The organism is Pseudomonas sp. Q1-7, from assembly GCF_028010285.1.
Classification (GTDB): Bacteria; Pseudomonadota; Gammaproteobacteria; order Pseudomonadales; family Pseudomonadaceae; genus Metapseudomonas.
This window is the reverse complement of sequence record NZ_CP116304.1, coordinates 1,213,200-1,231,920: the sequence shown is the minus strand read 5'-3', so window position 1 is coordinate 1,231,920 and position 18,721 is coordinate 1,213,200. Positions and strand designations below refer to the sequence as shown.

Sequence of the window (18,721 nt, the reverse complement as noted above, 5' to 3'; positions counted from 1 at the left end):
GTCGCTAACTGAAACAGGAGGGCGCGCAATTGTCCTACTTCACCCGAACAACGACAACCACCGCCGATAATTGTCTGCTTGAACAGGTTTGGCCCGGCCCCGGCCGGCTCCCCGCCCCATGTGCTAGCCTGACGGCTTGTGTCATGATGGGCCACTCGCTGGTTAGCCCCCTCCTTCCTATATGAATAGATCCCTCGCGTTGCTGACCGCCCTGCTGTTCCTTGGCGGCTGTCAGAGCTTGACCCAGAAGACTCCGGACGGCGCGCCACCGGTGGAGGAAGGCAGCCAGGCCTCTGCGCCCGCCAAGCCCGAAGTCTACGGTTCGTTCAGCCGCGAAACCCTCTACGCCCTGCTCGCCGCCGAACTGGCCGGTCAGCGCAACCGCTTCGATATCGCCCTCGGCAACTACGTCCAGCAGGCCAATGCGACCCAGGACCCGGCGGTTGCCGAGCGCGCCTTCCGCATCGCCGAATACCTGGGCGCCGACCAGGCCGCCCTGGACACGGCCATGATCTGGGCGAAGAACGCCCCCGGCAACCTCGACGCCCAGCGCGCCGCCGCCGTCCAGCTGGCCCGCGCCGGCCGCTACGACGACGCCATGGCCTATATGGAGAAGGTGCTCCAGGGCCAGGGCGACACCCACTTCGACTTCCTCGCCCTTTCCGCCGCGGAAACCGACGCCGACACCCGCGCCGGCCTGCTGCAGAGCTTCGACCGCCTGCTGGCCAAGCATCCGGACAATAGCCAACTGGTGTTCGGCAAGGCCGTGCTGCTGCAACAGGACGGCCGCACCGAAGACGCTCTGGCCCTGCTGGAAGGGGTGCCGGCCAACGACAAGGAAATCGCCCCGACGCTGCTGCGCGCGCGCCTGCTGCAGGGCCTCAAGCGCGGCGACGAAGCCCTGCCGCTGCTGCAGAAGGCCATCAAGCAACACCCGGACGACAAACGTCTGCGCCTGACCTACGCCCGCATGCTGGTGGAGCAGAACCGCCTGGACGAAGCCAAGTCCGAGTTCTCCGGCCTGGTCCAGCAATTCCCCGACGATGACGACCTGCGCTACTCCCTGGCGCTGGTCTGCCTGGAAGGCGAAGCCTGGGACGAAGCCCAGGTCTACCTGGAGGAACTGGTGGAACGCGGCAGCCATGTCGATGCGGCCCACTTCAACCTCGGCCAGGTCTACGAAAAGCTCGGCGACAAGGAAAGTGCGCTGATCGAATACGCCCTGGTCGGTCCCGGCAACGACTACCTGCCGGCCCAGATGCGCCAAGTGGACATCCTCCTGGGGGACGGCCGCGCCAACGAAGCCGAAGCACGCCTGAACAAAGCCCGCGATGCCCAGCCGGACTACGCCATCCAGCTCTACCTGATCGAGGCCGAAAGCCTCGCCGAGCGCCAGCAGCCGGAACGCGCCTGGAAGGTCATCCACCAGGGCCTGCAGCAGTTCCCGGACGACCTCAACCTGCTCTACACCCGCGCCATGCTGGCCGAGAAACGCAACGACCTGGCCCAACTGGAAAAGGACCTGCGCTTCATCATCGAGCGCGAGCCGGAAAACGCCATGGCGCTGAACGCCCTCGGCTACACCCTGGCCGACCGCACCACGCGCTACGACGAGGCCAAACAACTGGTCGAGCAGGCCCACAAGCTCAACCCGAGCGACCCCGCCATCCTCGACAGCCTCGGCTGGGTGAACTACCGCATGGGCAACCTGCCGGAAGCCGAGCGGCTGCTGCGCCAGGCCCTGGAAGAATTCCCCGACCATGAAGTGGCCGCCCACCTCGGCGAAGTCCTGTGGGCCCAGGGCAAACAGGTCGAAGCCCGCAAGGTCTGGGCCGAAGCCCTGCAGAAGCAGCCCGACAGCGCCATCCTTCGAGACACCCTGCAACGCCTGACCGGCTCCGGAACCCTCTGATCCATGCGTTTACCTAACCTCCTCGCCGCCGGCATGCTCCTGCTGCTCACCGGCTGCGCCGCCCTCATCCCCCAAGAAACCCTCGAAGGCCAGGGTAGCCAGGCCGCCTGGAACACCCACAAGGCACAAATCAGCACCCTCGACGGCTGGCAGATCAGCGGCAAGGTGGGCATCCGCGCACCGAAGGACTCCGGCAGCGGCACCCTCTTCTGGCTGCAGCGCCAGGACTACTACGACATCCGCCTGTCCGGCCCGCTGGGCCGCGGCGCAGCACGCCTGACCGGCCGCCCGGGCAAGATCGAACTGGAAGTGGCCAACCAGGGCCGCTACCAGGCCGCCTCCCCTGAAGCGCTGCTGGAAGAACAGCTCGGCTGGCGATTGCCGGTGTCCCACCTGCTCTGGTGGATGCGCGGCCTGCCCGCCCCGGACAGTCGCAGCCTCCTCACCCTCGACGCCGGCAGCCGCCTGGCCCGCCTGGAACAGGATGGCTGGCAGGTGCAGTACCTCAGCTATGTCGAACAGAACGGCTATGCCCTGCCCGAACGCATCAAGCTCAGCGGCGAGAACCTCGACGTCACCCTGGTGATCAAGGACTGGCAACCGCGCCAGCTCGGCCACTGATGCAGGACGCGCAACTCATCCTGCCGGCACCGGCCAAGCTCAACCTGATGCTGCACATCCTCGGTCGCCGCGCCGACGGTTATCACGAGCTGCAGACCCTCTTCCAGTTCCTCGACCACGGCGACGAACTGGGTTTTTCCCCGCGCCAGGACGGTGAAATTCACCTGCGCACCGACATACCCGGCGTTCCCCACGACAGCAACCTGATCGTCCGCGCCGCCCGCACGCTGCAGGCCGAGTCCGGCTGCCCGCTGGGGGCTGACATCTGGCTGGACAAGCGCCTGCCCATGGGCGGCGGCATCGGTGGCGGCAGCTCCGACGCCGCCACCACCCTCCTCGCCCTGGACCGCCTGTGGAACCTTGGCTGGAGCGAGGATCGCCTGGCTGCCCTGGGCCTCACCCTGGGCGCCGACGTACCGGTGTTCGTTCGGGGTCGTGCGGCCTTCGCCGAAGGGGTCGGCGAGCAGCTCACCCCCGTGGAATTGGCGGAGCCCTGGTTCCTCGTCGCGGTACCGCAAGTCTTTGTCAGCACAGCAGAAGTTTTCTCCGATCCCGAGTTGACACGGAATACGCCGCCCATTAAAGTTCGCAGCCTTCTTGAGGGGGGCGGTCGAAACGACTGCCAGCCGGTGGTCGAGAAACGTTACCCGGATGTACGTAACGCGCTGATCGAATTGAATAAATTCACATCGGCCAGACTGACCGGCACTGGAGCTTGCGTGTTTGGGAGCTTCCCAAACCAGGGCGATGCTGATAAAGTTCGCCGCCAACTTCCGGCCACTCTGCCGAGCTTCGTCGCTCAGGGGCGTAACATCTCGATGTTGCACCGCAAGCTTCAAGGCCTGGCGTGAGAAGGAATGCAAGGCATTCGGTTGTACGATACAGGGGCGTCGCCAAGCGGTAAGGCAGCAGGTTTTGATCCTGCCATGCGTTGGTTCGAATCCAGCCGCCCCTGCCATTAACCTCACGGGTTATGCGCACAACGAAACGAAAGCCCTGCAACGCGAGTTATACACATAGGGGCGTCGCCAAGCGGTAAGGCAGCAGGTTTTGATCCTGCCATGCGTTGGTTCGAATCCAGCCGCCCCTGCCATACACTTGAAAAGCTGTTCAAAAGCCCACGGCCTTTGAACGGCTTTTTGATTCATCAGGTCCACCCTCAGCCGGCAGGTACTGCGCGTGTCCAAGATGATGGTCTTCACGGGGAATGCCAACCCCGATCTGGCGCGTCGCGTCGTACGTCAACTGCATATTCCCCTCGGCGATGCCTCCGTAGGCAAGTTCTCCGACGGCGAAATCAGTGCTGAAATCAATGAGAATGTCCGCGGCAAGGACGTCTTCCTGATCCAGCCGACTTGCGCACCGACCAACGATAACCTGATGGAACTGGTGGTGATGGCCGACGCCTTCCGCCGTTCCTCGGCTTCCCGCATTACCGCGGTCATCCCCTACTTCGGCTATGCCCGCCAGGACCGCCGTCCGCGTTCCGCCCGCGTGGCCATCAGCGCCAAGGTAGTGGCTGACATGCTGACCGTCGTCGGTATCGACCGTGTTCTCACCGTCGACCTGCACGCCGACCAGATCCAGGGCTTCTTCGACATTCCGGTGGACAACATCTACGGCTCCCCGGTCCTGGTCGATGACATCGAAGACCAGCGCTTCGAGAACCTGATGATCGTTTCCCCGGACATCGGCGGCGTGGTTCGCGCCCGTGCCGTGGCCAAGTCCCTGGGCGTCGACCTTGCCATCATCGACAAGCGCCGCCCGAAGGCCAACCAGTCCGAAGTCATGCACATCATCGGCGATGTCGAAGGCCGCACCTGCGTGCTGGTCGACGACATGGTCGACACCGCTGGCACCCTCGGCCATGCCGCCAAGGCCCTGAAGGACCACGGCGCCGCCAAGGTCTACGCCTACTGCACCCACCCGGTGCTGTCCGGCCGTGCCATCGAGAACATCGAAAACTCCGTGCTGGACGAGCTGGTGGTGACCAACACCATCCCGCTGTCCGCCGCGGCACAAGCCTGCTCGCGTATCCGTCAGCTGGATATCGCGCCGGTTGTGGCTGAAGCGGTCCGCCGCATCAGCAATGAGGAATCGATCAGCGCGATGTTCCGCTAAGCGGCCATCCCTGACGAAACGCGCCCCGCTCCGGCGGGGCTTTTTGCCCAACCGCCCGGATGCTGGTCGCAAGCATTACGGGCGTTTTGGTTATTTTGGAGAACTGTAATGACTGATTTCGCCCTGAATGCCGACGTGCGTTCCGACCTGGGGAAAGGTGCGAGCCGCCGCCTGCGTCGTAATGCCAACCTGGTTCCCGCTGTAATCTACGGCGGCGAGAAAGCCCCGCAATCCGTAAGCCTGCTGGCCAAAGATCTGGCCAAGCTGCTGGAAAACGAAGCTGCTTTCAGCCACGTGATCGCCCTGAACGTTGCCGGTGCTACCGAAACCGTTCTGATCAAGGCCCTGCAGCGCCACCCGGCCAAAGGCTTCGTACTGCACGCTGACTTCCAGCGCGTAGTTGCCGGCCAGAAACTGACCGCCCACGTCCCCCTGCACTTCATCAACGAAGCGACCTCCGTTGGCGTGAAGCAAGGCGGCGGCGAAGTTTCCCACACCATCGCTGAAGTCGAAGTCTCCTGCCTGCCGAAAGACCTGCCGGAGTTCATCGAAGTCGACCTGGCCAAGGTCGAAGTCGGCCAGACCGTTCACCTGTCCGACCTCAAGCTGCCGAAAGGCGTCGAGCTGGTGGCCCTGGCCCACGGCAACGACCTGGCAGTCGCCAACATCCACGCTTCCCGCGTGGTGAAGGAAGAAGGCGAAGCCGAGTAATGCCTGAACCCGCCCTACCCGGCGGGTACTTGCTCGGAAGCTGAAAAAGGGCCCCTGTAGTGACTGCCATTCAACTGATCGTCGGCCTGGGAAATCCAGGCCCCGAATACGACCAGACCCGGCATAACGCAGGGGCCCTTTTCGTTGAGCGCCTGGCCGACCGCGAACGGGTCAACCTGAGCCTCGACAAGAAGTACTTCGGCCTGGTCGGGAAATTCTCCCATCAAGGCCGCGACGTTCGTCTGCTGATCCCTACCACCTACATGAACCGCAGCGGCCAGTCCGTGGCGGCCCTGGCGGGGTTCTTCCGCATTCCCCCGGACGCCATCCTGGTGGCCCACGACGAACTCGACATGCCCCCCGGCGTCGCCAAGCTCAAAACCGGCGGCGGCCACGGCGGCCACAACGGGTTGCGCGACATCATCGCCCAGCTCGGCAACCAGAATTCGTTCCATCGCCTGCGGCTTGGCATCGGCCATCCGGGGCACAGCAGCCTGGTCTCCGGCTTCGTACTTGGTCGCGCCCCACGCAGCGAACAGGAACTGCTCGACACCAGCATCGATTTCGCCCTCGACGTGATGCCAGAACTGCTCGCCGGTGACCTCACCCGCGCCATGCAGAAACTGCACAGTCGCAAGGCCTGACCCCAGCAGAGGCACACACCATGGGATTCAATTGCGGCATCGTCGGCCTGCCCAACGTCGGCAAGTCCACCCTGTTCAACGCCCTGACCAAGTCCGGCATCGCGGCGGAGAACTTCCCCTTCTGCACCATCGAGCCGAACAGCGGCATCGTGCCCATGCCCGATGCGCGCCTCAACGCCCTGGCCGAGATCGTCAAACCCGAGCGCGTGATCCCCACCACCATGGAATTCGTCGACATCGCCGGCCTGGTGGAAGGCGCCTCCAAGGGTGAAGGCCTGGGCAACCAGTTCCTTGCCAATATTCGCGAGACCGACGCCATTGCCCACGTGGTTCGCTGCTTCGAAGACGAGAACGTCATCCATGTCTCCAACAGCGTCGACCCCAAGCGCGACATCGAGATCATCGACCTCGAACTGATCTTCGCCGACCTCGACAGCTGCGAAAAGCAACTGCAGCGCGTCACCCGCAACGCCAAGGGCGGCGACAAGGAAGCCCTGGCCCAGAAAGGCCTGCTGGAAAAGCTCATCGCCCACTTCACCGAAGGCAAGCCGGCCCGCTCCCTGCTGAAGACCATGGGTGACGACGAGAAGCGCATGGTGCGCGGCTTCCACCTGCTCACCAGCAAGCCGGTGATGTACATCGCCAACGTTGCCGAAGATGGCTTCGAGAACAACCCGCACCTGGACGTGGTGAAAGCCATCGCCGCCGAAGAAGGCGCGGTCGTGGTGCCGGTGTGCAACAAGATCGAAGCCGAAATCGCCGAGCTGGACGACGGTGAGGAGAAGGACATGTTCCTTGAATCCCTCGGCCTCGAAGAGCCCGGCCTGAACCGCGTGATCCGCGCCGGCTACGAGCTGCTCAACCTGCAGACCTACTTCACCGCCGGCGTGAAGGAAGTTCGCGCCTGGACCGTCCGCGTCGGCGCCACGGCCCCGCAGGCCGCCGCCGTCATCCACACCGACTTCGAAAAAGGCTTCATCCGCGCCGAAGTGGTCGCCTACAACGACTTCATCCAGTTCAAGGGCGAAGGCGGTGCCAAGGAAGCCGGCAAATGGCGCCTGGAAGGCAAGGACTACATCGTCAAGGATGGCGACGTGATGCACTTCCGCTTCAACGTCTGATCCACGAAAAAGCCCCGGACCTCCGGGGCTTTTTTCATCCGTAGGATGGCGTAGAGCGCAGCGAAACCCATCAACTCCCCTCCCCCGCCTCACCAAACGCCACCTATTCCCCTGAAAGCCCTTCCACCGCCTAAACAATTGAAAGATCACAAAATTATCTAAGCGAAAGGCTTGACAGCCTCCCGCGAGATACGGAAAATGCGCGCCACTCGGCTACATAGCTCAGTCGGTTAGAGCGCAGCATTCATAATGCTGATGTCCCAGGTTCAAGTCCCGGTGTAGCCACCATACAAAGCAAAGGGTTAGCGAAAGCTAACCCTTTGTGCTTTCTGGGGTAGTGACTACAAAGTGACTACACCCTGTCTACCTCTCCCCTCAACGGCACCATTGCTGCTCACAGGGAACACCATCGCTGTCACCGTCCATCTTCACTCCAGGGCAATGCTGCAGGAAGTAGGTCGCCTCCTCGCATGAGCTCATCTGAGAGCAGTAAGTCCGCCCATCGCACGAATAGGAGCGAGCAAGGCTGGGCGCAGCAGGCTGGGCGGTATAGCTGGAGGGAGCCCGATCACTTTCGTAGCTTGTGATCGTCTGGCGGTCCTGGTGCTTGAAGTAGAACTGCCACGCAGCGAAACCGACAGCGAGGATGAGGATGAGCTTCTTCATGGCAGTGCTCTGAACTTCCGTGTGGTGTGGGGTAAAACCCGTGTGAACTGACTAGCTTATCTGACCGCTCGCAGCGGCTCTATTTTATTCGCAATTTCTTCGCTGGCCTCAGCGTACGTTTTAGCCAAGGCGTACTCAGTCTGCAGGTTCATCCAGTATCGGGCGGAGGTATCGAAGTAACGGCCCAGTCGCAGGGCCATATCAGCGGTAATCCCGCGACGCTCGCGCACGATGTCGTTCACGGTTGGTGCGGACACATGCAGCGCACGAGCAAGAGCGGCCGGTGCGATGCCCAGCGGCTCCAGGAACTCTTCCCGCAGAATTTTTCCAGGATGAATGGAGCGCATGCCATTGATTGCCATGGTGCCTCCTCATCAGTGGTAATCGACTAACTCAACGTTCGCCCGCCTGGGCGATCAGTTCGTCGATATCCACCGCCACAGTCGGCTCCCCCTGGCGAGCACGGACAAGTTCGGCCAGGCGAAGCACCTCAATCAGTTCGAGCATCCCTTGATAGCGCGCAGGCGGAACAACGTGGAGGGCAGTATTAGCCGGGGACTTCATCAGGCAGGCGGCCTCCATCAGGCGATTGAAGCTGTCGAGCGAAAGCAGCACGACATCCGGCGCATCGCATCGATGAATGATGGTGAAGTCCGAATCATCGACAACTTCATCGATGACGCTCTCCAGGTTGTTGAAGGCATCAGAGAAACTGATTACGCGCATAACAGCCCTGCCTTGTTCCATTCACCGAGCGCACCTGGTCGCGCCTCCCCGCATGTGCACCTAGTCGTTGAATTGCGCCGCGCGTGCCTTACAGGTACGGGGAGGTAGCTCTAGATCTACATCGTCCACTTCAGCAAAAAGCTCTCGCGATCGACGAAACTTGTAAACCGAGCTTTTGGCGACGTCAGACTCCGCCTCACGAAGCGGTGCAAAGGGATTCTCCCCGCGCCAAACGCCATAGCGGATCAAGTCCGAATAGACCGCCGAGAGGTAGCGCAGCTCAGCACGGACTCGCTTGGGCACGGTTTGCGTGCTGCGGGTTTGTTCATAGCGACTCCAGACCGTGGCGTCGAATTCGCTAATGACTGGGTCACCCAGGCGCTTGACCGTTCCCAGCAGGATGTTCAGTCGATTTCCGGAATTGCGGACGAAGTGGCCACGGCGTTCGTGCCAAAGGCGCACCAGGTCGGACAGGCGTTCGTCGAGGGGGCGCCCGGTCAATTGCCGCAGAGCGAGGAAGTCAGATTCGTAACGCTCAGCGGCTTCACGGGTGGCGAAGCCGTGCTTGCAGATGTGTCGTCCGGCTTGGCCGTTCTCGTAAAAGTCCGCCATCCAACACTCGCCATCCTTACGTACCGTCATGCCACTCCCCTTTCTGCAAACCTCGGCCCTCCCTTGGCCTGTGCCGCCCCGGGGAGCACGCACCTCATTCGGCCTGCCACCGGCAGCGAGCCAGTACCTCGGCGCGTGGGTGCCAGCTATTCACAAGACGCAGATAGATTCCCACGCCATCCGGCAGGCCGCGCAGGTCGACACCGACCGAGGCACAGCCCCTGTATATCTGGGGATACCTACCCACAGGCCCCTTGAAAGGGGTGGGGCGATGCCAGGTCTGGATAGGCTGCGATCGTCGCTTGCTTCGGCCCAGCGGTATTAATTGGCACAGCAGCCAGAGCTGATTGTCACGGTAGCGACGCGGGCGAAATGAGGAGAGATCAACCATCGACGTAATCCCCCGCGCTGAACACCGTCTTGCCCCCATCCAGGTCCTTGCGGATGCGGTGCAGGTTGATGACGCGGCGGCGGCCGATCTTGGCGGTGGGGAGCGTCCTGGTTTCAACCCAGCCGCGCACCACGTCTTCGGTGATTTCGTCGATGCCCAGCATCTCGGCCAGCACGAGCTGCGTGCAGAACGGCGCGTTGCGGAAATCGGTGACGTTTTCGGGTTTCCCTTCGAAGGTGAGCCCCACTACTCCAGACTGTTCCATGGATTTACCCTATAATCTGAACCATCAATAACTAAGTACAAATTACTACGTAGCCCATTATGCCTATCGAGCTACTTAGTACAATGTACTACTTAGAATGTTTTGGAATGATAAAACATCGCCTTATAAGTCTTTTCGATAGCAGACGGACCAGCGTCTGGTTCGAGAGGGAGACTGGAATTGACCGGTATCGCTGGGGAAACATCCGGAGCGGCAAGGCACGTCTTTCTGATGCGGAGATTGACGCCGTGGTGCAGCTCTTCCCTCAGTACGCCCTTTGGTTGGCTAGCGGCCAGATAGCTCCAGAGATCGGCCAGACGAGCCCCGAATATGACGAGGCCCATCGAAACTTGCCCGATCAGAACGCGGGATACGATCACCAAGGAAGTGACTAGGCGCTGGTACGCCCGAAGGGAAAGGGAGAGCGGAGATGAAGGATCGTTACGAAAGCATAAGGATTGATGAAGAGGACGAGAGCTGGTCCCGGCGCCAGCGGCGTCCGAGGCAGAGAGGGGTAAACCGCGGCCTCAAGATTTTCTTGGGCATCTTATTGTCCAGCGCCACAATCTTCATCTTCTGGACAGTTGCCATGACACTGTTCATTCAATCAGCTACTGAAAATCTCAGCAAAACTACCAATCAATCCTTCGTGAAGATGCAGGAAAACATCCTGGAGAATCAACGACGGGCTCAGGAGCGTTTGACCAACGAACGGGCTGAAAGAGAGGAAGCGCGTCAGGCTCAGCTAGCTCAAGCAGAGCAGGAGCGGCGTTTGGCTAGCCCTGAGTGCAGGTTCTGGACGCTACAGGATGAACAGAATCCAAGTGAAAAAACAAAAGCAAAGCGGGAAAAATTCTGTCCTGTTTATTAAAGGATAATTTCAAGCCAGGCGCCAGTTAGGCGAAGCTCCGCCAGCAGTTCTATTCAAGTACCTAGACGCATAGTTGCAGATCAAAAAAAACCAACAGCCCTGTGCAATCACCGCGCACATGGACTGACGCGGGAGATAAAAAACGGAATAACCATACCAAACATCAACCCTGGCTGACGTTAATAAGCAATTCCCTCAATCTCACATTGGCCTGATAAAAACTAATCGCCGACACAGAAACAACCACGACACAGGCAAAAAACAAAGTTATCCCCCAAGACGTAAAAATCGAATTAAAAAGCCAAACCAAAACACATGGAACAATAGGAAACAGGCAGTAAAATAGACCAACATTATAGTGAGCCTTTAGGCGCCAATACCCTTCCCATTGATGCAATACAGAATCCGCACCACCCGTCGGAAACAGAACATTTCTAGCTTCATTCAAAACCCACGCACCAACAGCCATAGGATATAGAATCAACCAATCGACGGCTTTCTCGTTCGGTGAACCACTCAAAATTAAAGTATCTATCTGATCATTAAAAGCCAGATAAATCGCAGCCATAAACACCACAATCAGAAACTCGAAGCTCACCAAAAGCACACGAACATAATATAAAAACTTCATCTATGCCCCATATCCCGCTCAATGCTTACCCTACCCAAGTACACCCTGGCTTTCTCAGCAAACTCTGCTGGCAATGGATCTTTTGAAAATAAAAAGCTTTTCTGTGTATCGCTAGTTTTAATAACCACTTCTTCGCCATCTTCAACACCAATCACCTTACCTTTCCCATAACCGTCTGCGGCCATAAGAATAGCCGCGTCTGCTATTCCCGGAACGGCTTCTGGCTGATAGCCCCGATCTAGGATTATTTTATCCATTAGCTCAATTATCTTTGACTTTAGTCCATTTGGCTTGGATGTTTGCTCTTTGATACTAACCTCTGATGCGTTTCGCTCCCCAATGTAATTATTCAGCTCGGCCCACAGACGACCGAACAGCGGGTTGGGCGGATATACAGTGGCAGAAAACTCAATAAACTTGCTAAGCCTCTTCAAACGAGATGTAAACGCCCGATAGTCGGCTACTGGCTCAACCTCACAAGAAACCAATAATCCATCATAAGCCGCTTCTACAATTTTCTGGATTCGCCGAGGAAACACATCTTCTTGAATTCCATCCCATACGTGCAGAAATGCCATGCCAGAAAACTCTGGCAGGTAAACAAAGGGAGAACTTGCCACAAGCAGATTTGGCGCATCAGCATCAACTTGCGACCTATTTTCTTCATCAATTACAGTAACATGGCCATCCTTAGCAAACTTAGACAACTTACCGAAGATGTATTTTAAATCACCCTCTCGCGAATCCACTACGTCGGTAATTGTCCAGTCAAACTTTCCAATCGTAATAGTAGGAGCCTGCACAAGAGCATCCATCAGAGCGTCTTGTGTTAGATTAATTTTTACCACCCGCCCCAAATAGTAGCGACCACGCTTCAAAACCATTATCAAAATTCCCTTTCACCAAATCTCGAATAAACGCACTCAATGAAATACATGCATCCACAAATTGGACAGATTACTATTTTTCCTTTTTACCGGAATGACACCTTGCAACTCGGGCAGTTATCTAGGCTGGAGCTTTTCATTGCTGGGCCATATCCACCTATTTCGAAACTATGCCCACATGCCGGGCAGCACCAGATAGAGCGCTTGAGTAGATAGATCAGGACAGCTACTACCCCAACGACCAGGACCTCGATGTCGTTGATCTGAATGCCCATACTCCGATGCGTTGCCAGAAAGACTCCGCCCAGGAGCACAACGACTATGCTGCTCAAGCTAAAGGACCAGGTGCGGCGTCTGTACGCCCATTTGTAGGACTTGGGCTCGCTCATACGGAAGCCTCCCCCAGTTGACGTATGCCTCGGCACGCCGGGTACTTCGCACAGCCCCAGAACTGATTGCCCAGGTTCATCCCACGCTTTGCGGTGCGCAGGATCATTGAAGAACTGCAGACGGGGCAGATCGGAACGGCAGACCGAGTCGAGGGCTTCGCATCCTCAGGCGTTGCTGCTGTGGGTTGCGTGGGTCCGGATCGACTAGCAATCCAGCGCTTGAGCAGCGTTCCGTCGACCAACTGAATGTTGCGCCCCTGGGCGAATGCCTTGGCCTCTTCGGTGTAGGTGCCGGAGGTGACAACGAACCCACCCGCAGCACCTTCAGCCGCCATTACGCCGAAGAACTCGCGTATCACGGTGACGCCAACCTTGATGGCCTTCCATTGCTTGCACTGGACCAGGTACTTGTCCGTCCCAAGATGCAGGACCAGATCAACACCACCATCCGGGCCACCGCCACCACTCTCAGTTACGGTGAAGCCCTTACGGCGGAATGCTTCGCCCACCAACTGCTCAAACTCACGCCAACTGATGCCCTCGACGGTTTTACCGGGCTGAGTAGCAGCGGCTACGTCCTTGATGAGTTTCTTGCGCTTGGCCCGGCCGAAGATCGAGCCGATGGCGCCGAACACGAACGCGAGCGGGATTAGGAACTGACCAACCATGGCGAGACTGCGAAGGACAGTCCCCGTCATAGCTGTGGAGAATTGGTTGGGATGCGTAATGGCGGGAGGTGCGCTGGTGGCAAATCCATGCAGCAGGAACCATGACACCAGGGCAATCAACAGGCTGGCCCACCAGGGCAGCAGCGCTGCGAGGGAGATGAGATCTTCAAACGTGGAGGTTCTACGACGACGTGCCATTCCTTGCGCTCTCGTGGTATCCATACGTGGCACAAGGCCATAGGCGAAGCTAACGCGGTACACTGCCCTTCGTAAATAGCCACCAGCAACGACTTTGGGCTAACTGGACGAACGACAGCGTGCCCCCCATTGAACCAAGGAGCGGTCCAGGTGAATAGCAACGCCTATCCCTTCCCGGCGCTCAATCCTAGAGCCATGCAGCGACCAGCCCCAAAAATGGGCAAACCCTTGGCGACAACAACAAGTACTCCGGACAAGAGTTATTAAATGCGTAAGAAAATCATAGCGCTTGCATTACTGCTCACACCGTTCGCTTCAAATGCAAATGAAGCTCTTTCCGCCCAAGACCTGGCAGTGCTATGCAAACACGATCTCTTGTCTGCAAAAATAATAATTGTCAATGAAACTCGTGATGGATATGCGTTAGCAAAACTTCTTCTTAAGCGAGGATCAGCTTGTAATTCCGAAGGAGAGGTCGACTTCTATAGTGCTGTCGTTGGCAGCAGGATCGGAGACTTTGATTACGGCTCTTCTAACTTTGTAACTCTTATGAGGAAATCGGCCGGATCAGGATATCCCTTGGCAATTGCCCAACTACACAAACTTGGGACAGAAGGCTATACAAATCTTGGAGGCGATCCAAATTATTATAAGAAACTATTCGAAGAAGAGAAAAACAAGAATAAAGATGATTACCCAGAATTCGACGTTTGCTTGCACGTTCTGAAAAAAATGCTACGCAATGGCCACTGAGATGTTGGCTACTTAAACTCAAGTATTGGTATGCGGCCCTTGGTGAATCGCTTCGTCGATTATTCTGGAAAGCTCTGGTTTTGCGAGGTTAGGAGGCTGCTGGAAGGCCCAATTTATGGTGCTTTTGGCTCCAGCGAGGCGTGGCTCGGGTGATTCATAATTCGCTGATGTGGCGGGTTCTTAGTCACTAAATGCAAAAGGGTTAGCGAAAGCTAACCCTTTTCTCTGGCCTGCGGGAAAACCACTGCGATCTCGGTCATACGGGCGAAACTACAGGCTCCGTCCAGGAAATTACGCTTACGCAAGCGTTCTCCCCGGCCACGAAGTACTCCCGCACCTGCTTGGTCCACTTGCCGATGTAGCCAGGCCGCGTGCACTCCTGCTCCAACCAGCCACCAGAAGTCACTTCCCAGACCAGCACAGAATTACGGCAGCTGGGCCAGAACTCCATTAGGTCTCCCTCGTCTAGGACACGAAATCCTTCGCCCCCAGGAAACTCGATGCGCCATTGCGCTCCTCCTGCCCGATCCTGCAGGAGCACGACTAGGGTTTCGACGGTGTAATGCAGATCGACGATCTCTGCATTCGCGCAGGTCCAGCCAGTCGCAGGCGTCGCCACCACCTTTCCCTGCATCATGAAAGCGCCTGTATGCGTTGGGCGATCAGCTCATCGATTTCCACCGCTACAGCCGGCTCACCTTGGCGGGCATGGATCAACAGACTACGCCCCGACTACCTCGCCTCTCTGCACATCAACCGCCGGTCAGTAGTGATAGCGGCACGAAAGAATCTCCAACGTCTCTCTCGCCTATCGATAGACCAGACGGTTGGCCGTGGCCCCTGTACCAGAGCAGCACCAGTTCGGACAGGCGTTGGTACAGGGGCTGGCCGGTTAACGCTCGCAACGCGATGACGTCGGCCTGGTAACGCCGGGCGGCGGCTCGGGTGGCAAAGCCCTGCTTGCAAACTCGACGACCTGCATTGCCGTTCTCGTAGAAATCCGCCGTCCAGCTACCGCCCTCCTTGCGAACCGTCATAGGAAGGCTCAGCTTAGCCACGAACGGGCGCCGACAACCCGACAACGCGCCAACACCTCGGGCCGGGGCACGCGTGCCTGTACGTAACGCAGGAAAAGGCCCGGCCCCTTCGGCACGCGGCGCAAATCCAGTGCCACTGACAGGGGACGCCCAGAATGGGGATAACGCCCGGAAAGCGCCACAAAGGGCGCGGGCCGATGCGTCGTCAGGATCGGCTCTGCCCGGCTCTTGCCCCTGGACGCGTGGAACAGCATGCAGACCAGCCACAGGCAGCGAGTCGATGAACCCCGGAAGAGTAAGGATGTTCGATTACGCATCGGCGTAGTCCCCCGCGCTGAACACCGTCTTGCCTTCATCCAGGTCCCTGCGCAGGCGGTGCAGATTGATCACCCGCCGGCGACCGATCTTCACCGTCGGCAAGGTCGCCGACTCCACCCAGCCACGCACCACATCCTCGGTGATCTGCTCGATGCCCAACATGCGCGCCAAGGCCAGCTGCGAGCAGAAGGGCGGATCGCGGAGATCGGAGATGCGCTCGGTTGGGTCTTCGAGGGAAAACCTCGTTACACCAGACTGTTCCATACAATGTCCCTATAATCGGCCAGATGTAATCCAAGCAGACAAAGAGTAATCATTACTCAATGAGTAAAAATTACTCCAACTCGCAAATTGAGTAAAGATTACTCTTTCTGAGAAATTTCCATGGACGCTGTAAGAAAAAGAGCACTCCAACTCATACGGACGGTTGGCCCGAAACACCTCAGTGAACTCGGCGGGAAAAACTACGAGCGCTGGAGAAATATCAGCGGGGGGAAAATCAGGATCAGCACAGAAGAGGTCGGAATCCTGGCAAACGCCTACCCTCAGTACGCACTTTGGTTGATTTCAGGGCGTGTCGAGCCCGAACACGGGCATCTGAGTCCCGATGATGATGCAGATGGTGGTTTTCCAAACCACGCTCATTGAGAGGGAACCTTGACTACCTGTCGGCAGGAAACCGTCTGCCGTCAGCGGCAATTGCATCTGGTCTGGGGCTGACTAGGCTTCAAGGGCCAGCTGGTTGCTGCTCGGGTAGTTCACGCCGCTGAGCCACCTTTCGAACAAATCTGACGCGGCCCTGTTCCGGTGCCATCCGAACCCTCTATAGGAAATTTCCGAACGCCATCCTCCCCCGTAGAACGCCGCTCCGCCTCGTGATGATCTTGCGCAGTCATCCATGCGAGGTACTCCACATGCAGATTCATGTCGGTGAACGCAAGGAAGGTGATGTTCTGACGCTGAGGGTGCTGGAAGGAGTCAGCGAGTCAGTGTTGATGGCGCTGTTGAAGGCCGAGGGGATCGAGATTGTCGTGGGCCCCATCGAGGACGGCACGGCGCGGCTCGAGCTTCGGGCGCCGAAGCCGATGCTGGTTCTGGAGGAAAGGGGCTCGTACACGCCCATGCGCTACCCACCGGATTCAAGTTGATGTTGAAAACCCCGCTGCGGCGGGGTTTTCTTTTTCCGGGGTGGGTTTTGCCGTGCTGGGCTACCTGGGCGGGGTTGTTACCTTTACCCCGGCCCTCTCTCAAAGGGAAAGGGGCCTTATAGCGCAGCGAGGATACCTTGGCCGACGACTTGTGTGGTTTCAAAGCCGAAGTCGGCCTTGCCTTCTTCGCGCAGGAAGGTTTCCACGGCGGTTTCCAGGCGTTTGGCGAGGCCGGGCTGCTGCCAGTGGTGGCGCAGCAGCAGGGCGGCACTCAACAGGGTGGCGATTGGGTTGGCACGGCCGCTGCCGGCGATGTCGGGGGCGCTGCCGTGGACGGGTTCGGCCAGGGCGATGCCGTTGCCCCAGTTGAGCGACGGGGCCAGGCCCAGGCCGCCGCTCCAGTGGCTGGCGAGGTCGGAGAGGATGTCACCGAAGAGGTTGGTGGTGACGATCAGGTCGAAGGCTTCGGGCTGTTCCACCAGGCGCAGGGCGGCGAGGTCCACCAGGCATTCGTCGATTTCGGCGGCCCAGCCCTCCCCTTCCAGCACTTCTCGGCAGGTGTCGCGGAACAGGCCACAGGTCAATGGCAGGACGTTGGCCTTGTGCACCAGGGTGATGCGCCGGGCCTGGCGTGCCTTGGCCACTTCCTGCGCACGGCGGGCCAGGGCTTCGCAGGCGGCGCGGGTGATCACCCGTTCGGCGATGGCCACGCCGTCGGCTTCCAGGTGTTCGCGGCCGCTGTAGAGGCCCTCGCTGTTCTCGCGCAGGATGATCAGGTCCACGCCAGGCCGGGGCGAGACGCCGGGCCAACTGCGCACGGGGCGCAGGTTGGCGTTGAGCTGGAGGGTCTGGCGCAGTTGCAGGATGGCGCTGCGGTAGCCGGGTACGCGTTGGCTGGCGGGCGAGGAGACGGCGCCGAACAGGCCGGCGCCGCATTCGCGCAGAGCCTGGAAGGTGGCGTCCGGCACCGCAGTGCCGCCGTGCTGGAAACAGTCCCAGCCGGCTTCGGCTTCCACCGTTCGCAGGTCGGGCAGGAGTTTCTCCAGGGCCTGGACCGCCACCGGCACCACTTCGCGGCCGATGCCGTCTCCAGGAATGACGACGAGTTTGTGCATGGGCTTACCTCAACGAGGGGCGTGTCGCCAACAGCAGGCCGGCGAAGATCAGCGCCCCACCGAACCAATGGTAAGCCTGCAAGCCTTCGCCCAACAGCAGGTAGCCGAGCAGCGCGGTGAACACCGGCATCAGGTAGTTGGTGAGCACGGCCTTGGCCACGCCCAGCACGCGGATACCATGATTCCACAGCAGGTAGGCCAGCAGCGAGGCGCAGATGCCGGTGTAGGCGATGGCGGCAAGGTTTTCCACAGAGAGTTCGAAGCGCTGCCCGTCGGCCAGTTCCAGCAGGTAGAACGGCAGCAGCAGCGGCACGCCGCAGAGGATGAAGGCACCCAGCAGCACCAGCGGCGGCAGTTGAAAGTGTTGGCTCCAGCGGCGCAGCAGCAGGGTGTAGAGGGCCCAGTCGAGCACCGCCAGGAGCATGATCAGGTCACCGGGGTTGAACGACAGCGCGGCCAGCATGGCCAGCCGCCCCTGGGCGATCAGCACCAGCAGGCCGACTGTCGCCACCAGCAGGCCGAGCCAGGCGCGCCGGGGCGGCCATTCGTTGAGCAGGATGCCAGCGCCGATGAAGGTGGCCAGCGGCAGGCAGGTGTTGAGCAGGGTGAGGTTGATGGCCACCGTGGTGCGCGCGGCGAAGTACAGCAGCACGCTGAAGGTGCTGATCCCCAGGGCAGCCACCAGCAGCAGGCGCCAGCCGGCGCGGCGCAGCCCTTCGCGGTGCGCCCACATGGCCCGGCCGACGAAGGGCAAGAGGATGGCCAGCGCCAGGCTCCAGCGCCAGAAGGCCAGGGTGAAGGGTGGAATGGCGTCGTGGAAGGCGCGGGCCACCAGGGCGTTGCCGGCCCAGAAGAAGCTGGCCACGAGCAGGCCGAGCCAGGCCAGGCCGACGGTCCGGCCATCGGGTTTCGACAT

The 18,721-nt window shown here is 59.5% G+C and carries 23 protein-coding genes and 3 tRNA genes; 14 read left to right on the top strand and 12 right to left on the bottom strand.

From position 1 onward, the window contains the following. Positions 1-181 precede the first annotated feature (181 nt). The 10 genes from PJW05_RS05730 (at position 182) to PJW05_RS05685 (ending at position 7,418) form a co-directional block, all read left to right on the top strand. Complete coding sequence (locus tag PJW05_RS05730; protein WP_271410764.1) at positions 182-1,912, top strand: tetratricopeptide repeat protein; 1,731 nt, start codon at positions 182-184, stop codon at positions 1,910-1,912. A gap of 3 nt (positions 1,913-1,915) precedes the next feature. Continuing rightward, positions 1,916-2,533: a lipoprotein insertase outer membrane protein LolB gene (gene lolB, locus PJW05_RS05725; protein ID WP_271410763.1), complete on the top strand. Its 618-nt coding sequence runs from the start codon at positions 1,916-1,918 to the stop codon at positions 2,531-2,533. After that, positions 2,533-3,384: a 4-(cytidine 5'-diphospho)-2-C-methyl-D-erythritol kinase gene (gene ispE, locus PJW05_RS05720; RefSeq protein WP_271410762.1), complete on the top strand. Its 852-nt coding sequence runs from the start codon at positions 2,533-2,535 to the stop codon at positions 3,382-3,384. Before lolB ends, ispE begins: the two co-directional genes overlap by 1 nt. 32 nt (positions 3,385-3,416) lie before the next feature. Next, positions 3,417-3,491: transfer RNA gene (locus PJW05_RS05715), tRNA-Gln, on the top strand. Positions 3,492-3,551: 60 nt separating this feature from the next. Continuing rightward, positions 3,552-3,626 (top strand) — tRNA-Gln (locus PJW05_RS05710). Between the two features lie 86 nt (positions 3,627-3,712). Further along, positions 3,713-4,654 carry a ribose-phosphate pyrophosphokinase gene (locus PJW05_RS05705; protein ID WP_028629917.1) on the top strand — a complete coding sequence of 314 codons (942 nt, stop codon included), beginning with the start codon at positions 3,713-3,715 and terminating at the stop codon, positions 4,652-4,654. A gap of 108 nt (positions 4,655-4,762) precedes the next feature. Continuing rightward, complete coding sequence (locus PJW05_RS05700; protein WP_271410761.1) at positions 4,763-5,365, top strand: 50S ribosomal protein L25/general stress protein Ctc; 603 nt, start codon at positions 4,763-4,765, stop codon at positions 5,363-5,365. A 59-nt stretch (positions 5,366-5,424) separates the two neighbouring features. Beyond that, positions 5,425-6,009 (top strand): aminoacyl-tRNA hydrolase, encoded by a 585-nt coding sequence (pth, locus tag PJW05_RS05695; protein WP_271410760.1) that lies wholly within the window; start codon positions 5,425-5,427, stop codon positions 6,007-6,009. Positions 6,010-6,029: 20 nt separating this feature from the next. After that, entirely contained in the window at positions 6,030-7,130 is a 1,101-nt protein-coding gene (ychF, locus tag PJW05_RS05690; protein WP_271410759.1) for a redox-regulated ATPase YchF, read from the top strand. A 211-nt stretch (positions 7,131-7,341) separates the two neighbouring features. Beyond that, positions 7,342-7,418, top strand: a tRNA-Met gene (locus tag PJW05_RS05685). Between the two features lie 87 nt (positions 7,419-7,505). Here the strand turns inward: PJW05_RS05685 and PJW05_RS05680 are convergent. From PJW05_RS05680 to PJW05_RS05660, 5 genes are all read right to left on the bottom strand, one after another. Next, entirely contained in the window at positions 7,506-7,796 is a 291-nt protein-coding gene (locus PJW05_RS05680; RefSeq protein WP_271410758.1) for an excalibur calcium-binding domain-containing protein, read from the bottom strand. Between the two features lie 56 nt (positions 7,797-7,852). Further along, the gene (locus PJW05_RS05675; protein WP_271410757.1) at positions 7,853-8,158 is read right to left on the bottom strand and encodes a HigA family addiction module antitoxin; all 306 of its coding nucleotides are present in this window, start codon (positions 8,156-8,158) and stop codon (positions 7,853-7,855) included. Positions 8,159-8,189: 31 nt separating this feature from the next. Then, complete coding sequence (locus PJW05_RS05670) at positions 8,190-8,522, bottom strand: type II toxin-antitoxin system Phd/YefM family antitoxin (protein ID WP_271410756.1); 333 nt, start codon at positions 8,520-8,522, stop codon at positions 8,190-8,192. A 60-nt stretch (positions 8,523-8,582) separates the two neighbouring features. Further along, positions 8,583-9,164: a phage integrase gene (locus PJW05_RS05665; protein ID WP_271410755.1), complete on the bottom strand. Its 582-nt coding sequence runs from the start codon at positions 9,162-9,164 to the stop codon at positions 8,583-8,585. A gap of 353 nt (positions 9,165-9,517) precedes the next feature. Next, on the bottom strand, positions 9,518-9,790 hold the full coding sequence (locus tag PJW05_RS05660; protein WP_271410754.1) for a DNA-binding protein: 273 nt from the start codon (positions 9,788-9,790) through the stop codon (positions 9,518-9,520). Positions 9,791-9,897: 107 nt separating this feature from the next. Between PJW05_RS05660 and PJW05_RS05655 the strand changes: the two genes are divergently transcribed. Further along, positions 9,898-10,185, top strand: a complete 288-nt coding sequence (locus tag PJW05_RS05655; RefSeq protein WP_271412174.1) for a DNA-binding protein — start codon at positions 9,898-9,900, stop codon at positions 10,183-10,185. Positions 10,186-10,220: 35 nt separating this feature from the next. Next, on the top strand, positions 10,221-10,661 hold the full coding sequence (locus PJW05_RS05650; protein WP_271410753.1) for a hypothetical protein: 441 nt from the start codon (positions 10,221-10,223) through the stop codon (positions 10,659-10,661). 163 nt (positions 10,662-10,824) lie between these two features. Here PJW05_RS05650 and PJW05_RS05645 read toward each other — a convergent pair whose 3' ends face one another. From PJW05_RS05645 to PJW05_RS05635, 3 genes are all read right to left on the bottom strand, one after another. Further along, complete coding sequence (locus PJW05_RS05645) at positions 10,825-11,292, bottom strand: hypothetical protein (RefSeq protein ID WP_271410752.1); 468 nt, start codon at positions 11,290-11,292, stop codon at positions 10,825-10,827. After that, complete coding sequence (locus PJW05_RS05640) at positions 11,289-12,176, bottom strand: hypothetical protein (protein ID WP_271410751.1); 888 nt, start codon at positions 12,174-12,176, stop codon at positions 11,289-11,291. The genes PJW05_RS05645 and PJW05_RS05640 overlap by 4 nt, the downstream gene beginning before the upstream one ends. A 388-nt stretch (positions 12,177-12,564) precedes the next feature. Beyond that, a complete protein-coding gene (locus PJW05_RS05635) occupies positions 12,565-13,434 on the bottom strand; it encodes a restriction endonuclease (protein ID WP_271410750.1) in 870 nt (289 codons plus the stop codon). 267 nt (positions 13,435-13,701) lie between these two features. On the opposite strand from PJW05_RS05635, the gene PJW05_RS05630 reads away from it, so the two are divergent. Further along, positions 13,702-14,187: a hypothetical protein gene (locus PJW05_RS05630; RefSeq protein WP_271410749.1), complete on the top strand. Its 486-nt coding sequence runs from the start codon at positions 13,702-13,704 to the stop codon at positions 14,185-14,187. 752 nt (positions 14,188-14,939) lie between these two features. On the opposite strand, the gene PJW05_RS05625 is transcribed toward PJW05_RS05630, so the two are convergent. Beyond that, positions 14,940-15,224: a hypothetical protein gene (locus PJW05_RS05625; RefSeq protein ID WP_271410748.1), complete on the bottom strand. Its 285-nt coding sequence runs from the start codon at positions 15,222-15,224 to the stop codon at positions 14,940-14,942. A 309-nt stretch (positions 15,225-15,533) separates the two neighbouring features. After that, complete coding sequence (locus PJW05_RS05620) at positions 15,534-15,806, bottom strand: DNA-binding protein (protein WP_271410747.1); 273 nt, start codon at positions 15,804-15,806, stop codon at positions 15,534-15,536. A gap of 650 nt (positions 15,807-16,456) precedes the next feature. Here PJW05_RS05620 and PJW05_RS05615 point away from each other — a divergent pair. Continuing rightward, positions 16,457-16,690, top strand: a complete 234-nt coding sequence (locus PJW05_RS05615; protein ID WP_271410746.1) for a hypothetical protein — start codon at positions 16,457-16,459, stop codon at positions 16,688-16,690. Between the two features lie 116 nt (positions 16,691-16,806). Here PJW05_RS05615 and PJW05_RS05610 read toward each other — a convergent pair whose 3' ends face one another. Continuing rightward, positions 16,807-17,805, bottom strand: coding sequence for an isocitrate/isopropylmalate dehydrogenase family protein (locus tag PJW05_RS05610; protein ID WP_271410745.1), 999 nt, complete (start codon positions 17,803-17,805; stop codon positions 16,807-16,809). 4 nt (positions 17,806-17,809) lie between these two features. Continuing rightward, a complete protein-coding gene (locus PJW05_RS05605; RefSeq protein ID WP_271410744.1) occupies positions 17,810-18,721 on the bottom strand; it encodes a DMT family transporter in 912 nt (303 codons plus the stop codon).

Coding starts and splice junctions, on each gene's coding strand:
- PJW05_RS05730 (WP_271410764.1), top strand. CDS start 182: ATGAATAGATCCCTCGCGTTGCTGACCGCCCTGCTGTTCCTTGGCGGC.
- lolB (WP_271410763.1), top strand. CDS start 1,916: ATGCGTTTACCTAACCTCCTCGCCGCCGGCATGCTCCTGCTGCTCACC.
- ispE (WP_271410762.1), top strand. CDS start 2,533: ATGCAGGACGCGCAACTCATCCTGCCGGCACCGGCCAAGCTCAACCTG.
- PJW05_RS05700 (WP_271410761.1), top strand. CDS start 4,763: ATGACTGATTTCGCCCTGAATGCCGACGTGCGTTCCGACCTGGGGAAA.
- ychF (WP_271410759.1), top strand. CDS start 6,030: ATGGGATTCAATTGCGGCATCGTCGGCCTGCCCAACGTCGGCAAGTCC.
- PJW05_RS05680 (WP_271410758.1), bottom strand. CDS start 7,796: ATGAAGAAGCTCATCCTCATCCTCGCTGTCGGTTTCGCTGCGTGGCAG.
- PJW05_RS05675 (WP_271410757.1), bottom strand. CDS start 8,158: ATGGCAATCAATGGCATGCGCTCCATTCATCCTGGAAAAATTCTGCGG.
- PJW05_RS05670 (WP_271410756.1), bottom strand. CDS start 8,522: ATGCGCGTAATCAGTTTCTCTGATGCCTTCAACAACCTGGAGAGCGTC.
- PJW05_RS05665 (WP_271410755.1), bottom strand. CDS start 9,164: ATGACGGTACGTAAGGATGGCGAGTGTTGGATGGCGGACTTTTACGAG.
- PJW05_RS05660 (WP_271410754.1), bottom strand. CDS start 9,790: ATGGAACAGTCTGGAGTAGTGGGGCTCACCTTCGAAGGGAAACCCGAA.
- PJW05_RS05655 (WP_271412174.1), top strand. CDS start 9,898: ATGATAAAACATCGCCTTATAAGTCTTTTCGATAGCAGACGGACCAGC.
- PJW05_RS05650 (WP_271410753.1), top strand. CDS start 10,221: ATGAAGGATCGTTACGAAAGCATAAGGATTGATGAAGAGGACGAGAGC.
- PJW05_RS05645 (WP_271410752.1), bottom strand. CDS start 11,292: ATGAAGTTTTTATATTATGTTCGTGTGCTTTTGGTGAGCTTCGAGTTT.
- PJW05_RS05640 (WP_271410751.1), bottom strand. CDS start 12,176: ATGGTTTTGAAGCGTGGTCGCTACTATTTGGGGCGGGTGGTAAAAATT.
- PJW05_RS05635 (WP_271410750.1), bottom strand. CDS start 13,434: ATGGCACGTCGTCGTAGAACCTCCACGTTTGAAGATCTCATCTCCCTC.
- PJW05_RS05630 (WP_271410749.1), top strand. CDS start 13,702: ATGCGTAAGAAAATCATAGCGCTTGCATTACTGCTCACACCGTTCGCT.
- PJW05_RS05625 (WP_271410748.1), bottom strand. CDS start 15,224: ATGACGGTTCGCAAGGAGGGCGGTAGCTGGACGGCGGATTTCTACGAG.
- PJW05_RS05620 (WP_271410747.1), bottom strand. CDS start 15,806: ATGGAACAGTCTGGTGTAACGAGGTTTTCCCTCGAAGACCCAACCGAG.
- PJW05_RS05615 (WP_271410746.1), top strand. CDS start 16,457: ATGCAGATTCATGTCGGTGAACGCAAGGAAGGTGATGTTCTGACGCTG.
- PJW05_RS05610 (WP_271410745.1), bottom strand. CDS start 17,805: ATGCACAAACTCGTCGTCATTCCTGGAGACGGCATCGGCCGCGAAGTG.
- PJW05_RS05605 (WP_271410744.1), bottom strand. CDS start 18,721: ATGTCGAAACCCGATGGCCGGACCGTCGGCCTGGCCTGGCTCGGCCTG.